This is a genomic window from Streptomyces sp. V3I7 (genome assembly GCF_030817495.1).
In the GTDB taxonomy this organism is placed as follows: domain Bacteria; phylum Actinomycetota; class Actinomycetes; order Streptomycetales; family Streptomycetaceae; genus Streptomyces.
The window spans coordinates 2,709,725-2,723,613 of record NZ_JAUSZK010000001.1 but is presented as its reverse complement, the minus strand read 5'-3'; the positions used below and the strand labels follow the sequence as shown (position 1 = coordinate 2,723,613).

At 73.1% G+C, this 13,889-nt stretch carries 10 protein-coding genes; 6 read left to right on the top strand and 4 right to left on the bottom strand.

Annotated features, from left to right (window positions below; translation table 11 throughout):
- Positions 1 to 26: 26 nt before the first annotated feature.
- The 3 genes from QFZ74_RS12600 to QFZ74_RS12590 all read right to left on the bottom strand — a co-directional run bounded on the left by QFZ74_RS12600 (position 27) and on the right by QFZ74_RS12590 (position 2,935).
- Entirely contained in the window at positions 27 to 1,334 is a 1,308-nt protein-coding gene (locus tag QFZ74_RS12600; protein WP_307620905.1) for a coenzyme F420-0:L-glutamate ligase, read from the bottom strand.
- Positions 1,315 to 2,289 carry a 2-phospho-L-lactate transferase gene (cofD, locus tag QFZ74_RS12595; RefSeq protein WP_307620904.1) on the bottom strand — a complete coding sequence of 325 codons (975 nt, stop codon included), beginning with the start codon at positions 2,287 to 2,289 and terminating at the stop codon, positions 1,315 to 1,317. Before cofD ends, QFZ74_RS12600 begins: the two co-directional genes overlap by 20 nt.
- Before the next feature lie 91 nt (positions 2,290 to 2,380).
- The gene (locus tag QFZ74_RS12590) at positions 2,381 to 2,935 is read right to left on the bottom strand and encodes a cysteine dioxygenase family protein (protein WP_307620903.1); all 555 of its coding nucleotides are present in this window, start codon (positions 2,933 to 2,935) and stop codon (positions 2,381 to 2,383) included.
- A gap of 683 nt (positions 2,936 to 3,618) precedes the next feature.
- Between QFZ74_RS12590 and QFZ74_RS12585 the strand changes: the two genes are divergently transcribed.
- The 3 genes from QFZ74_RS12585 to QFZ74_RS12575 all read left to right on the top strand — a co-directional run bounded on the left by QFZ74_RS12585 (position 3,619) and on the right by QFZ74_RS12575 (position 9,241).
- Positions 3,619 to 3,882, top strand: coding sequence for a WhiB family transcriptional regulator (locus QFZ74_RS12585; protein WP_003975777.1), 264 nt, complete (start codon positions 3,619 to 3,621; stop codon positions 3,880 to 3,882).
- Between the two features lie 218 nt (positions 3,883 to 4,100).
- A complete protein-coding gene (locus QFZ74_RS12580; protein WP_307620902.1) occupies positions 4,101 to 7,742 on the top strand; it encodes a glycosyltransferase family 2 protein in 3,642 nt (1,213 codons plus the stop codon).
- A complete protein-coding gene (locus tag QFZ74_RS12575) occupies positions 7,739 to 9,241 on the top strand; it encodes a DUF5719 family protein (protein WP_307620901.1) in 1,503 nt (500 codons plus the stop codon). The genes QFZ74_RS12580 and QFZ74_RS12575 overlap by 4 nt, the downstream gene beginning before the upstream one ends.
- A gap of 114 nt (positions 9,242 to 9,355) precedes the next feature.
- On the opposite strand, the gene QFZ74_RS12570 is transcribed toward QFZ74_RS12575, so the two are convergent.
- On the bottom strand, positions 9,356 to 9,802 hold the full coding sequence (locus QFZ74_RS12570) for a metallopeptidase family protein (protein ID WP_307624129.1): 447 nt from the start codon (positions 9,800 to 9,802) through the stop codon (positions 9,356 to 9,358).
- Between the two features lie 386 nt (positions 9,803 to 10,188).
- Here QFZ74_RS12570 and QFZ74_RS12565 point away from each other — a divergent pair, with 386 nt between their 5' ends.
- The 3 genes from QFZ74_RS12565 (at position 10,189) to QFZ74_RS12555 (ending at position 13,844) form a co-directional block, all read left to right on the top strand.
- The gene (locus QFZ74_RS12565; protein WP_307620900.1) at positions 10,189 to 10,563 is read left to right on the top strand and encodes a DUF3499 domain-containing protein; all 375 of its coding nucleotides are present in this window, start codon (positions 10,189 to 10,191) and stop codon (positions 10,561 to 10,563) included.
- 183 nt (positions 10,564 to 10,746) lie between these two features.
- Positions 10,747 to 12,363 carry an L-lactate permease gene (locus tag QFZ74_RS12560; protein WP_307620899.1) on the top strand — a complete coding sequence of 539 codons (1,617 nt, stop codon included), beginning with the start codon at positions 10,747 to 10,749 and terminating at the stop codon, positions 12,361 to 12,363.
- Between the two features lie 116 nt (positions 12,364 to 12,479).
- The gene (locus QFZ74_RS12555) at positions 12,480 to 13,844 is read left to right on the top strand and encodes a phosphomannomutase/phosphoglucomutase (protein WP_307620898.1); all 1,365 of its coding nucleotides are present in this window, start codon (positions 12,480 to 12,482) and stop codon (positions 13,842 to 13,844) included.
- Positions 13,845 to 13,889 lie beyond the last annotated feature (45 nt).

Sequence of the window (13,889 nt, the reverse complement as noted above, 5' to 3'; positions counted from 1 at the left end):
GCATGGTCACCGCACGTTCGCCACCGTCACCGCACCTCGATGAAGGCCTCCGCCTCCCGGTCCGGCCGGGGCCGCGGCTGCTCCGCGGGATGTCCGACCGCCACCGCGCCCATCGGATCCCAGCCCTGCGGCAGGCCGAGCACCTCGCGCACCACGTCCCGGCAGAACATCGTCGAGGACACCCAGGCGGAGCCGAGCCGCTCCCCGGCCAGCGCGACCAGGAAGTTCTGCACCCCGGCCCCGGCGGCGACGACGAACATCTCCCGCTCGGCCGCGTCCCGCCGCGCGTCGCCGTAGGTGTGCGAGCCGTCCATGACCAGGCAGGGGACGACGAGATACGGCGCCCTGCGCAGCACCTCGCCCCGCCGCACCCGCTTGGCGATCGACTCCTCGGACTTGCCGTCCCGGCGCAGGTCGGCGATCCAGGCGTCGCGCATGGCGTCGAGCAGCCGTACGCGCGACTCCTGCGACTCCAGCAGCACGAACCGCCACGGCGTCGTGTGGTGCGGGGCCGGCGCGGTCACCGCCGCGGCCACCGCCCGCCGGACCGCCCCGGGGTCGACCGGCTCGTCGGTGAAGGCCCGTACCGTACGCCGCTGGGTGACCGCCTCGCGTACCGCCTCGGAGGTGCCGAGCCGGAACATGTCGTCGCGGGCCACGCGCGCGAGGGCCCGGGCCCCCTCCCCGTGGTCACCGGCCACGACGTGGGGCAGCCCGCGCACCACGGCGACGGGCAGGCCGGCCGCCTTGCCCTTCACCAGGTCGCCGGCGGCGGCGAGTTCGTCCGCCGTGGCGACGACGGTGGCGCTGAGCGGGTTGCCGTGCGCGTCGGTGCCGCCGCGCAGATCGTCCAGCACGCGCACGCCCGCGGCGCCGATCGCGACGTCCGTGAGCCCGGTGCGCCACGGCCGCCCGAAGGTGTCGGTGACGACGACCCCGACGTTCACGCCGAGGGCGTCGCGCAGCCCGTCGCGGATCGCGCGCGCGGAGGCGTCGGGGTCCTCTGGCAGCAACAGCACGGTGCCGGGCGGGGTGTTGGAGGCGTCGACCCCGGCGGCCGCCAGGATCAGACCCTGCCGGTTCTCGACGATGCGCAGCGGCCCGCGCCGGGCCACCACCCGTACGGTCTCGGCGTCGATCGCCGCCTCACGGTCGGCCGCCTCGACGATGCGGCCCTCCGCCTTGGAGACGATCTTCGACGTGACGAGCAGCACGTCCCCGTCGGCCAGCCCGGGCTCCGCCGCGGCGATCAGCTTCGCCAGGTCGTCGCCCCGCTGGATCTCGGGGATCCCGGGAACGGCACGGACCTGGTACTCAGGCACCGTCCTGATCAAGCCCGCGCACCTCCTCCGCCAGCGTCAGCGCCTCGCGGGCCATCTGCGCGGCCGCTTCCTCGTCGGTCATCATCAGCGGGACGGCGCGGCAGCGGATGCCGGCCGTCTCGACGCGCTCGACCGTGCCCGCGTCCACGGTGTCGACGAGCCAGCCGTCGAGGAGGCCCGAGCCGTAGTGCTCGGCCACCGCCGCGGCCGTCGACTCCACGCCGACCGCCGCCAGAACCTTGTCCGCCATCCCGCGCACGGGCGCGTCACCGACGATGGGGGACAGGCCCACCACCGGCACCCCGGCGTCGGCGATCGCCTCCCGGATGCCGGGCACGGCGAGGATCGTGCCGACCGAGACGACCGGGTTGGACGGCGGGAAGAGGATCACGTCCGCCTGGGCGATGGCCTCCAGTACACCCGGCGCCGGCTTGGACTGCTCCGCGCCGACCGGCACGACCGCCTCGGCCGGGACGGCCGCCCGCATCCGCACCCAGTACTCCTGGAAGTGGACCGCCCTGCGCTCACCGTCGACGTCGACCGCCACATGCGTCTCGACGCGGTCGTCGGTCATGGGGATCAGCCGCACACCCGGCTTCCAGCGGTCGCACAGCGCCTCGGTGACCGCGCTCAGCGGATAACCGGCGCTCAGCATCTGCGTCCGCACGATGTGCGTGGCGAAGTCCCGGTCGCCGAGCCCGAACCACTCGGGTCCGACGCCGTACGCCGCGAGCTCCTCCTTGAGGTGGAACGTCTCGTCGGCCCGCCCCCAGCCCTGCTCCTCGTTGATGCCGCCGCCGAGCGTGTACATCACCGTGTCGAGGTCCGGGCAGACCTTCAGCCCGAAGAGGTGGATGTCGTCCCCGGTGTTGCCGATGACCGTGATGTCCGCGTCCGGCGCGGCCCGCTTCAGACCACGCAGGAAACGGGCACCACCGATGCCGCCTGCCAGAACCACAATGCGCATTGGAACAGTGTGTCAGCCGTCAGGCTGACTCGTTGAGGGGTGGTGGTCGGGCGACGGGTGGGCCAGTGTTGCAGGCGGGTACGACAAGGCGTCAGGCGGTCACCGGGCGCGCCCCGCCGCCGGTTTCGGTGTGCGCCTCGCAGGACGGCGCCGTCGGGGTCCCGTCGGCCGAGCGGAGCCGCGTCTGCGGGAGCATCGGCATCTCGGTGAGGCCCGGGTAGTAGACGTGCAGGCTGACCGCGGGCTCCAGCGCGGTGTTGAGCACCTCGTGCGCGTAGCCCGGCGCGAACACCCGCTGGGCGCCCGCCGTCAGCACGCGCGTGGTGTCGCGGGTGCGCTCGGTCAGCGTGCCCTCCAGGACGGTCAGGACACCGGAGGACGGGCCGTGGTCGTGCGGTCCGCTGCCCTGCCCGGGCACCCAGGACAGCAGCCACACCTCGTAGCCGGGGCCGGTGCGCAGCCGGTGGTACCAGCGCGTCGTGGCGTCGTACCGGACGAGGTGCTCCCACTGGGAGCGGTCGGCGGCGATGGAGCGGGCGAGGCCGACGAACTCGGCGATGGTGGCCGGGTGTTCGCCCGGGGGCCGCAGGAGGTGGGTGACTTCGAGGATGTCGCCGGCGATCTGGAGGTCGTTGTCGCTGTTCATGGGGGTGCGGAGTCCTCGGCGAAGAGAAGAGCGGGGGCTGGAAGTCGCGTGGCGCTCGCCCGGGGTGCGGGCGGGGCGGGCCCTGGATGAGGGCTCAGAAGCTCGGGAAGTGAGCGGCGGCCGAGTCGGGATGGACTCAGGAACAGCCGGAGCGCGCGTGGCTCAACAGCTGGAACAGCAACAACAGCTACAGCGTGCGCGGGCAGCACCGTGGGACCCGGCGGTGCGGGTCGAGGTGAGTGCCGAATGCGCGAGCATGCCCACCAGGAGATCGGCTCACACGCGCGGTGTCAACTGGCTGCCCGGTATGTGGGACATATTTCACCCCATCCGGTTCACCTGTCAGGTGAAAGGTTTGTTCATCGGCCGGCCGGGACACATCGCGCACATCCGGGCGCTCGAGCCTCGCCGGAACGCGGTCGAACTCCAGGGCGTCCCTGTCCGTACTGCTCCCTATAGGGAGCAGTGGGATCGGCGTCCTTCCCGGGTCTCGCGGAGTGTCAAGGTTTATGGCGATTTGAACACTTTCCGCACAGCCTTGGTTCCGCAGAGTGAATAACGGGCCCAATAGCAGATCTCGGCTTGACTCGCCCGGAGCAGCACACTTGTAATTTCACTCGTGTCGTTCAGCCGAAATCGGTAACGGCCGCCACACGGGGACGCGAGACAGACGAGGGGCGCACATGACCGAGCTGGTGCAGCAACTGCTGGTCGACGACGCGGACGAGGAACTCGGCTGGCAGGAGCGCGCACTGTGCGCCCAGACCGACCCCGAGTCCTTCTTCCCCGAGAAGGGCGGCTCGACCAGAGAGGCGAAGAAGGTCTGCCTCGCCTGCGAGGTCCGCTCCGAGTGCCTCGAGTACGCCCTCGCCAACGACGAGCGATTCGGCATCTGGGGCGGCCTGTCCGAGCGCGAACGCCGCCGGCTCAAGAAGGCCGCCGTCTGACCCGGCGGTCCGGGCCGTGGGCCCGGGTCGTCCCGAACAGGTCCGGTCCTCCCGTACATGCGCATACGTCACGAACGGCCCGTCGCAGGTGAGTTGTCCACAGGCGGCGGGCCGCGGTCATGCCCAGCCGATAGTGTGGTCGCTCGTCCGAGACGCCCCGCTGCCCTCTCGGGGCACAGGCGTCCACCACAGTCCACCGAACCGGGGCCCGTACCTCGATGTCCGTGCACAGTCATACGGCAGCCCACCACGAGACGGCTGCCACACCTGAGTTCCCGCGCCATGTCGTGACCGCCGTCCTGGTCTCCCATGACGGCGCGCGCTGGCTGCCCAAAGCGCTCGACGGGCTGCTCGGCCAGGAGCGCCCCGTCCAGTTCGCCGTGGCCGCCGACACCGGAAGCGCCGACGAGTCCGCCCAGCTGGTCGGCGCCGCGCTCGGAGACGAGCAGGTGCTGCACCTCGCCCGGCGCACCGGCTTCGGCCAGGCCGTCGAGGAGGCGAGCCGGATCGCGCCGGTCCTCACGCCGGACGAGCTGCCCTACCTCAGGCGCCCCAACAGCTGGGACCCCGCCACGCGCACGTGGCGCGACGACGCCTACGACATGCCGGAGCTCCCGCACGGCGAACCCGTCCAGTGGCTCTGGCTGCTGCACGACGACTGCGCCCCCGAGCCCGACGCACTGGCCCAACTGCTCCAGGTCGTGGACAACGAACTGGAACTCGGCCGCGACGACGTGGCCGTCGTCGGCCCCAAGCTCCGCGGCTGGTACGACCGCCGCCAGCTCCTGGAGGTCGGCGTCTCCATCGCCAACTCCGGGCGCCGCTGGACAGGCCTGGACCGCCGCGAACAGGACCAGGGCCAGCACGACCACGTGCAGCCCGTCCTCTCCGTCTCGACCGCGGGCATGCTGGTCCGCCGCGACGTCTTCGAGCGGCTCGGCGGCTTCGACCGCCGGCTGCCCCTGATGCGTGACGACGTCGACCTGTGCTGGCGCGCGCACGCCGCCGGCTACCGCGTCCTCATCGCCCCCGACGCCGTCGTACGGCACGCCGAGGCCTCCTCGCGCGAGCGCCGCACCGTCGACTGCGTGGGCCGCACCGCCGCGTCCCCGCACAAGGTCGACAAGGCGGGCGCCGTCTACACCCTCCTCACCAACGTCCGTACGGCGGTGCTGCCCTGGGTGCTGCTGCGCCTCGTGCTCGGCACGGCCCTGCGGACCCTCGCCTATCTCGTCGGCAAGGTCCCCGGACAGGCCGTCGACGAGGTCCGCGGTCTGCTGAGCGTCCTGCTGCGGCCCGAGCGGATCATCGCCGGGCGCCGCACGCGCGGCCGGCCCCAGGTCGGCAAGGAGGAACTGCGGCCGCTGTTCCCGCCGCCCGGAGCGACTGTGCGGGCCACCGTCGAACAGGTCGCCGGCAACCTCTTCGGCAGCTCCGACCCGGAGGTCTCCTCCGCAGGGCGGCACGGCGGCGTCGGCTCCACCGACGACGCCGAGTTCCTCATGCCCGAGCGGCACGCCCGCCTCAAGCGGCTCGCCCGCAACCCCGGCCCGCCGCTCTTCCTTGTCCTGCTGCTCTTCTCGCTCATCGCCTGCCGCGCCCTGCTCGGCGGGGGCGCGCTCGGGGGCGGCGCCCTGCTGCCGGTCCCGGCCGGCGTCGGCGAGCTGTGGTCGCGCTATCTCGACGCCTGGCACCCGGTGGGCGCCGGCGGCACCCCGTCCGCGCCGCCGTACCTCGTCGTCATGGCGCTGCTCGCCTCCGTGCTGTTCGGCTCGACGGGCCTCGCCGTCACGGTCCTGCTGGTCGGTTCGGTCCCGCTGGCCGGGTTCACCGCGTACTTCGCCTCGCGCCCGCTGGTCACCTCGCGCCTGCTCCGCGCGTGGGCGGCCATCGCCTACGCGTTCCTGCCCGCCGTCACCGGCGCGCTCGCGGGCGGCCACATCGGCACCGCCCTCCTCGCCGCGCTGCTGCCGCTCATCGCGCGCGCGGGCATCGCCGCGAGCAGCCTGACGCACCCCGAAGGAACGCGCGGCAGCTGGCGCGCCACCTGGGCGTACGCCCTCCTGCTGACCGTCACCACCGCGTTCACGCCGATCGTGTGGCCGATCGCGCTGATCCTGGGGATCGGCGTGCTGGTCCTCCAGCGCCGCGACATCGTCGCCCACGGCCTGCGCTTCCTGGCCCAGCTCGGCACCCCGCTGCTGGTCCTCGCGCCCTGGTCGCTGACGCTGCTGCCGTTCGGCTTCTTCAAGGAGGCCGGCCTGGACTACGGCGCGTCGGCCGCCACCGCCCTCGACCTGCTCGGCACCGGCCCCGGCGGGCCCGGCACGGTGTCCGGGCTGACGCTGATCGGCATCGTCCTGGCGGCCCTGGCCGCGCTGCTGCGCTCCGAGCGCCAGACGGCCATCCGCACCGCGTGGGCGGTCGCCCTGGTGGCGCTCGTCCTCGCCGTCCTGGCCAACGCCTCCGCCTGGGCCGGTCCCGCGACCCTCGTCTACGGCATGGCGCTCCTCGCCGCCGCCGCGCTCGGCGCCGACGGTGCCCGCGCGCGGGTGGCCGAGCAGAGCTTCGGCTGGCGCCAGCCGGTGGCCGCGCTGATCGCGCTCGCCTCGGCGGTGGGCCCGCTGCTGGCCGCCGCCACGTGGATGATCGGCGGCGCCGACGGTCCCGTGGAGCGGCGCGACCCGGTGCAGGTCCCCGCGTTCGTCGCCGAGGAGAGCGGCACCCGCGACCAGGCCCGCACCCTCGTCCTCGACAGCGACTCCGCCGCGCGCGTGCGCTACACCCTCGTCCGCGGCTCGGGCGCCCGCATGGGCGACGGCGAACTGGCCGTCGCCGACGGGCAGAACACCAAGCTCGACAAGGTCGTCGCCAACCTCGTCGCCGGTTCCGGCGCCGACCAGGCGAACCAGCTGGGCGGATTCGCCGTCCGCTACGTCCTCGTCCACAAGGGCGCGCCGCGCCAGGTCAGCCGCGTCCTCGACGCCACCCCCGGCCTGAGCCGGCTGAGCCAGCAGGACGGCAGCGGGCTGTGGCGGGTCGACCGCCAGGTCTCGCGCGCGGCGATCGTGACCGCCTCCGGTACGGGCACCGCGCGGTCCGTCGCCGCCGGGCCCGTGGAGATCCACACCACGATCCCGACCGGCTCCGGCGGCCGCGTCCTGCGCCTGGCCGACACCGCCGCCGACGGCTGGACCGCCACCCTGGACGGCAAGCCGCTCACACCCACCAAGGTGGACGGCTGGGCCCAGGGCTTCGAACTCCCGGCCTCCGGCGGCAAGCTGGACGTCACCTTCGACGACCCGATCGGCCACACCGGCTGGCTGTGGGTCCAGGGCGCGCTCGCCGTCGTCCTCGTCGTGCTCGCGCTGCCGGGCCGCCGCCGTGACGTCGACGACGACCTGCCCGAGGAGCCGGCTCCCCTGGCCGAGGCGGGGGAGGGCCGCCGTGCCCGCCGCCTGCGCGCCCAGGCGGAGGCTGAGGAGGTGGCCCAGGCCGCCGCGGAGGAGTCCGCGCCCGGCACCCTGCCGCCTCCTCCGCAGGAGGCCCCGGCCGCCGTGCCGCACCAGGCGTCGTACGGCGACTGGGACCGACCGGCCTACGCGGGCGCCGAGTACGGCACCTACGACGGCGAGCAGTACCAGGACGGCACCGGCCACCCGGCCGGCGGCTACGACCCGCAGGGATACCCGGCCGACCCGTACCAGAACGCCGCGTACGACCCCTACGGGTACGGCGGCCAGGCCGAACAGGGCGCGTACGACCCGGCGTACCAGCAGGGCTACGACCCGGCGTACGACCCGACGCAGCCCCACCCCCACGGCACCGGCAGTGAGCGTCCCGACGGGAGCCAGCAGTGAACCGCACGACCCTGTCCCTGTTCGCCGGCACGGCCGCCCTCGCCGCCGTCACCGCATTCGCGGCCCTCGACGCGCCCGACGCGTCGAGCGCGGGCACCGCCGAGGCGGCCGCCCGACTGCCCGTGCAGCGCACGAGCCTGGTGTGTCCGGCGCCGAGCCTCTCCGAGATCGCCGACACGTCGTACACGTCCTTCACTCCGGTCACCAAGGGCGCGGAGAGCGGCGGCAAGGCCGAACTCCAGCCCGCTGCCGAGCAGGCCGACGGTACGGGAGGCTCGCAGAAGGGCAAGCGCGCGAGCAGCGGCGCCGATCCCGCCCTCAAGCCCAAGGACCCGGGCACACCGGCCACCGGTGACACCTCGGGTTCCGACACGCCCGCGCTCGTCGGCACCGCCGACGGCAGGTTCGCGCCGGGCTGGACCGTCCAGCAGACCACCGAGGTCGCCGTGGGCACCGGCCGCGGTCTCCAGGGCGTCAACTGCAGCGCTCCGGACACGGACTTCTGGTTCCCGGGCGCCAGCACGGCCGCCGACCGCACCGACTACGTGCACCTGGTCAACCCCGACGACAGCGCCGCCGTCGTCGACATCGAGCTGTACGGCAAGGATGGCGCGGTCAAGTCCACCCTGGGTGAGGGCCTGACCGTCCAGCCGCACGCCTCCAAGCCGGTCCTGCTGTCCACGCTCTCGGACCAGCAGGAGAACAACCTGACCGTGCACGTGAGCGTCCGCAGCGGCCGGGTCGGCGCCAGCGTGCTGGCCCTGGACGACCAGCTGGGCGGCGACTGGCTGCCCGCGTCCACCGATCCGGCGGGCAGCCTGGTGCTGCCGGGCATCCCCAAGGACGCCACCTCGGTGCGGCTCATCGCCTTCACGCCGCGTGACGCCGACGCGGACCTGAAGGTGCGCCTGGCCTCCCCCCACGGTCTGATCACCCCGGCCGGGAACGAGACGCTGCACGTGAAGGGCGGCATGACGACGGCCGTCGACCTCGGTGCCCTCACGCGCGGCGAGGCGGGCTCCCTGGTCCTCACGCCCACCGACCGCGCCGTCCCCGTGGTGGCGGCCCTCCGCGTGATCCGGGGCAAGCCCGGCAACCAGGAGACGGCCTTCATCCCGGCCACGAGCCCGGTCGGCACGCGCGCGTCGGCCGTGGACAACAGCGGCAAGGGCACGACGCTGTCCCTCACCGCCCCCAAGGGCGACGCGCGGGTCAAGGTCACGGCGTCGGCGGGCAGCGAAGGCGGCTCCCCGGCGACGAAGACGTACACGATCAAGGCCGGCACCACCCAGGACGTCGCCGCCCCGGTCCCGTCCGGCCTGAAGGGCACATACGCCCTGACGGTCGAGCCGGTCTCCGGCGGCCCGGTCTACGCCGCGCGCACCCTGGCAGCCACCGAGGGAAGCGTGCCCGGCTTCACCGTCCAGACGCTCCCGGACGACCGGGGCATGGTGGCGGTGCCGAAGGCGGACCAGGATCTGTCGGTCCTGCAGAAGTAGGTCCCGTATCAGGCGGACAGCGCAGAGGGACAACAGAAGGACAACACAGGGGCGGTGGCCGGGTGGCCGCCGCCCCTGTCGTGTCACGCGCGCGGGTGGTTCTGGAGCGCGGACTCAGTCCTCGCCGTAGCGGGGGTCGACCGTCTCCGGGGTGAGCCCGAGCAGTTCCGCCACCTGCTCGACGACGACCTCGTGCACCAGGGCCGCGCGCTCGTCGCGCCCCTTCGTGCGGATCTCCACCGGCCGCCGGTATACCACGACCCGCGCCCGGTGTCCCTCGCGCGTGGGAACCGTGCCGCCGAGCGGAACCGCCTCGTCGCTCCACTCCGTCCGTGCGTTCAGCCGCGGCACCTCGAGGACCAGGAAGTCGATGTCGGCCAGCTGCGGCCAACGCCGCTCGAGCCGCTCCACGGAGTCCTGCACGAGGTCCGCGAACGCCTCGGCACGGCTCGCCGCGAGCGGCACCTGCGGGGGAGCGATGGGCCCGCGCATGCCCCGTCCGTGGCGATCACGGCGACGGGGCCCGGGGCCTGCGGCGCGGGGCGGTACACGGTTGTCCATCACCGGTGAAGCGTAGTCCTCGGCCGGCCCGCGCGCCCGGCCGCCACCACGCCGCGGACGATCTCCGCGCCCCCGCCTCCGCGCCCCCGCGCGCGCGGCGGAGCGATGACATCCGGCCTCATGCGGCATGTCGCCCGATGACCGTTCCGGTCATGGTTGGGCTCGTTTCCGTATCTTTCTGAGACCGTCGGCCTCAAGGCAATTGACGCGGTTTGTGCCGATCGGCGACAGGGGGCCACCCGGCCCGCAGGCGGCACAAGGGTGTTCATGCAGGTCAAAACGGCTTGTCCAGAGTGGTGTATGGGAGGGTTCACATCACGACACGGTGGAGTGACCTGGCGGAGAGTCGTCGCGGCCCGCTCAAGAGTGCGGTACCGTCCAACGTCGTGAGCCCTGTACGTCGCTGTTCGCGCACCGCTTGCGGCCGACCCGCCGTCGCGACGCTGACGTACGTCTACGCCGACTCGACCGCGGTCCTCGGCCCGCTCGCCACCTACGCCGAGCCCCACTGTTACGACCTGTGCGCCGAGCACTCCGAGCGCCTCACCGCACCGCGCGGCTGGGAGGTCGTCCGTCTCATCGACGGCTCGGCCCCCGCCCGTCCCAGCGGCGACGACCTGGAAGCGCTCGCCAACGCCGTGCGCGAGGCGGCCCGCCCTCAGGAGCGCGCCGCCGAGGCGGGCGGCGGGGCCCGTACGGCAGACCCCATGGAGGTCGCCCGCCGCGGCCACCTGCGTGTGCTGCGCTCGCCGGACAACTGAGCCGACGTCCCTCCCGCTCCGCCGACCGGCTTCCGGCCTCCTCCCCGTGCCGCTCCACGACGCCTGACACTCGTTCACCGACTGGGTGACGCACACCCATTGACGGGCCGTTGGCGCGGACACGACCATTCGTCATCCGGAACGAGAAATCACTTTCCGCATGACGGAATCCGGGGAGGCCCCGTGTACGTCCAGAAACTGGAGCCCGTCGCCGACTCGCTCGGCCTGTCCGCCCTCGTGGCAGCACTGCCCCTCGTCATCGTGCTGGTCCTGCTCGGCGGCGTGCGCCTGAAGGCGCATCTGGCGGGTCTGATCGGCCTTCTGATGGCCACTCTGGTCGCCTGGCTCGCCTACGGCATGCCCCTTGAGCAGACGGTCGCCAGCGCCGTCCAGGGCGCCGCGTTCGGCCTCTTCCCCATCATGTGGATCGTCGTCAACGCCCTGTGGGTGTACCGGATGACCGTCCGCACCCGGCACTTCGACGTACTGCGCCGCTCCTTCGGGCGGCTGTCCGACGACCCGCGCATCCAGGCCCTCGTCATCGCCTTCTGCTTCGGCGCCCTGCTGGAGGCCCTCGCCGGATTCGGGACGCCGGTGGCGATCTGCTCGGTGATGCTGGTCGCCCTCGGCTTCGACCCGGTGCGCGCGGCGGCGGTCTCCCTGGTCGCCAACACCGCGCCCGTCGCCTTCGGCGCGATGGGCACCCCAGTCGTCACGCTCGCCCAGGTCACCGGGCTGCCGCTGGACTCCGTGGCCTCCGTGGTGGGCCGTCAGACGCCGCTGCTGGCCCTCGTCGTCCCCCTGGTGCTCGTCGGACTGGTCGACGGCCGGCGCGGGCTGCGGGAGACCTGGGTGCCCGCCGTGGTCTGCGGAGTCGCCTTCGCAGCCGCCCAGTTCGTCGCCTCGAACTTCGTGTCCGCCCAACTCGCCGACATCGCCGCCTCCCTGATCGGCGCCGGGGCCCTGGTGGCCGTACCGCACGCGCGCGTGCCCGCCACCGAGACGGTACGGGCCTCCGTGCTCACCGGCGCCCGCAGCGAGGACCTGGACGAGACCGACCCGCGCCCCGAAGTCCTGCGCGCCTACGCGCCGTACGCGCTCATCGTCGCCATCTTCTCCCTCGCCCAGATCCCGGCGATCAAGGACTGGCTGGCGCAGGCGACGCAGACGTACGACTGGCCCTTCCTGGACGTCCTGGGGCCGGACGGCAAGCCGGTCGGCGGCAACCTCTTCACCTGGCCGATCGTCGGCACCGGCGGCACGCTCGTGCTGTTCGCCGGGGTGCTCACGGCGGTCGTGCTCAAGGTGCCCGCGCGCGCGGCGGTGCGCGAGTGGCTGGAGACGGTGCGCGAACTGAGGTTCGCGATCCTGACCGTCACCTCCGTGCTGGCCCTCGCCTACGTCATGAACCTCTCCGGACAGGCGGCCACCATCGGCCACTTCGTGGCGGCGGCCGGTGCGGGGCTCGCCTTCCTGTCGCCGGTGCTCGGCTGGTTCGGCGTGGCCGTCTCCGGCTCCGACACCTCGGCCAACGCGCTCTTCGGCGCCCTCCAGGTGAGCGCGGCCCGCGAGTCGGGGCTGTCGCCGGAACTGCTCGCCGCCGCCAACAGTTCCGGCGGTGTGCTCGGCAAGATGATCTCGCCGCAGAACCTCACCATCGCCTGCGCCGCGGTCGGTCTGGCGGGCCGCGAGGGCGACCTGCTGCGCCGCGTCCTGCCGTGGAGCGTCGGCCTGCTGCTGGTGATGTGCCTGATCGTGGTCGGCCAGAGCTCACCCGTCCTCGGGTGGATGCTTCCCTGACCTCTGTGACCCTGACCCCGGGCTGCAGCCGAAGGGGCAGCCAGGGCGTCCGCACGGCGGAATCGGCACGGGCGGGTAGTTTGTGCTGACCGACAGGACTTTCAGGAGGGTTGGCCGTGGCTGCTGATCTGTCACAGATCGTGAAGGCGTACGACGTGCGCGGGGTGGTCCCGGACCAGTGGGACGAGTCGCTGGCCGAACTCTTCGGGGCCGCCTTCGCCGAGGTGACCGGCGCGGACGCGATCGTGGTCGGCCACGACATGCGCCCGTCGTCCCCCGGCCTGTCCGGCGCCTTCGCGCGCGGGGCGGCGGCCCGCGGCGTGGACGTCACGGAGATCGGCCTGTGCTCCACGGACCAGCTGTACTACGCGTCCGGCGCCCTCGGCCTCCCCGGCGCGATGTTCACGGCCTCGCACAACCCGGCCCAGTACAACGGCATCAAGATGTGCCGGGCGGGCGCGGCGCCGGTCGGTCAGGACACGGGGCTGGCGGAGATCCGCGCCCTGGTGGAGCGCCGGCTGGAGTCGGGCCCGCCGGAACCTGCGGCCGCGACGGGAACCGTCACCCGGCGCGACACGTTGGAGGACTACGCGGCGCACCTCCGCTCCCTCGTCGACCTGACCTCCAGCCGCCCCCTGAAGGTCGTCGTCGACGCGGGCAACGGCATGGGGGGCCACACCGTCCCCACGGTGTTCGCCGGCCTGCCCCTGACCCTCGTCCCGATGTACTTCGAGCTGGACGGCACCTTCCCGAACCACGAGGCCAACCCGCTCGATCCGGCCAACCTCGTCGATCTCCAGAAGCGCGTCCGCGAGGAGGGCGCCGACCTCGGCCTCGCCTTCGACGGCGACGCCGACCGCTGCTTCGTGGTCGACGAGCATGGCGACCCGGTGCCCCCGTCGGCGATCACCGCCCTGGTTGCCGCGCGCGAGCTGGCCAGGAACGGCGGCAAGGGCACGATCATCCACAACCTGATCACCTCGTGGTCCGTCCCCGAGGTCGTCCGGGAGAACGGCGGCATGCCGGCCCGTACCCGCGTCGGCCACTCCTTCATCAAGGAGGAGATGGCGAAGACGGGCGCGATCTTCGGCGGCGAGCACTCCGCCCACTACTACTTCAAGGACTTCTGGAACGCCGACACGGGCATGCTCGCCGCCCTGCACGTCCTCGCCGCTCTCGGCGGCCAGGACGGCCCGCTCTCCGAGCTCGTCGCCCAGTACGACCGCTACGCCGGCTCCGGCGAGATCAACTCCACGGTCGCCGACCAGGCGGGCCGCCTCGCCGCGATCCGCTCCGCGTACGAGGGTCGCGACGACGTGACCCTGGACGAGCTCGACGGCCTCACCGTCACCGCCGCCGACTGGTGGTTCAACGTCCGCCCCTCCAACACCGAGCCGCTGTTGCGCCTGAACGTGGAGGCGCGGGACGAGGGGACGATGGCCAAGGTGCGGGACGAGGCGCTGGCGATCATCCGGGAGTGAGAGCGGCGCGGTGCGCTGCGCGTGGGGATGGGGTGCTCCGAGCGC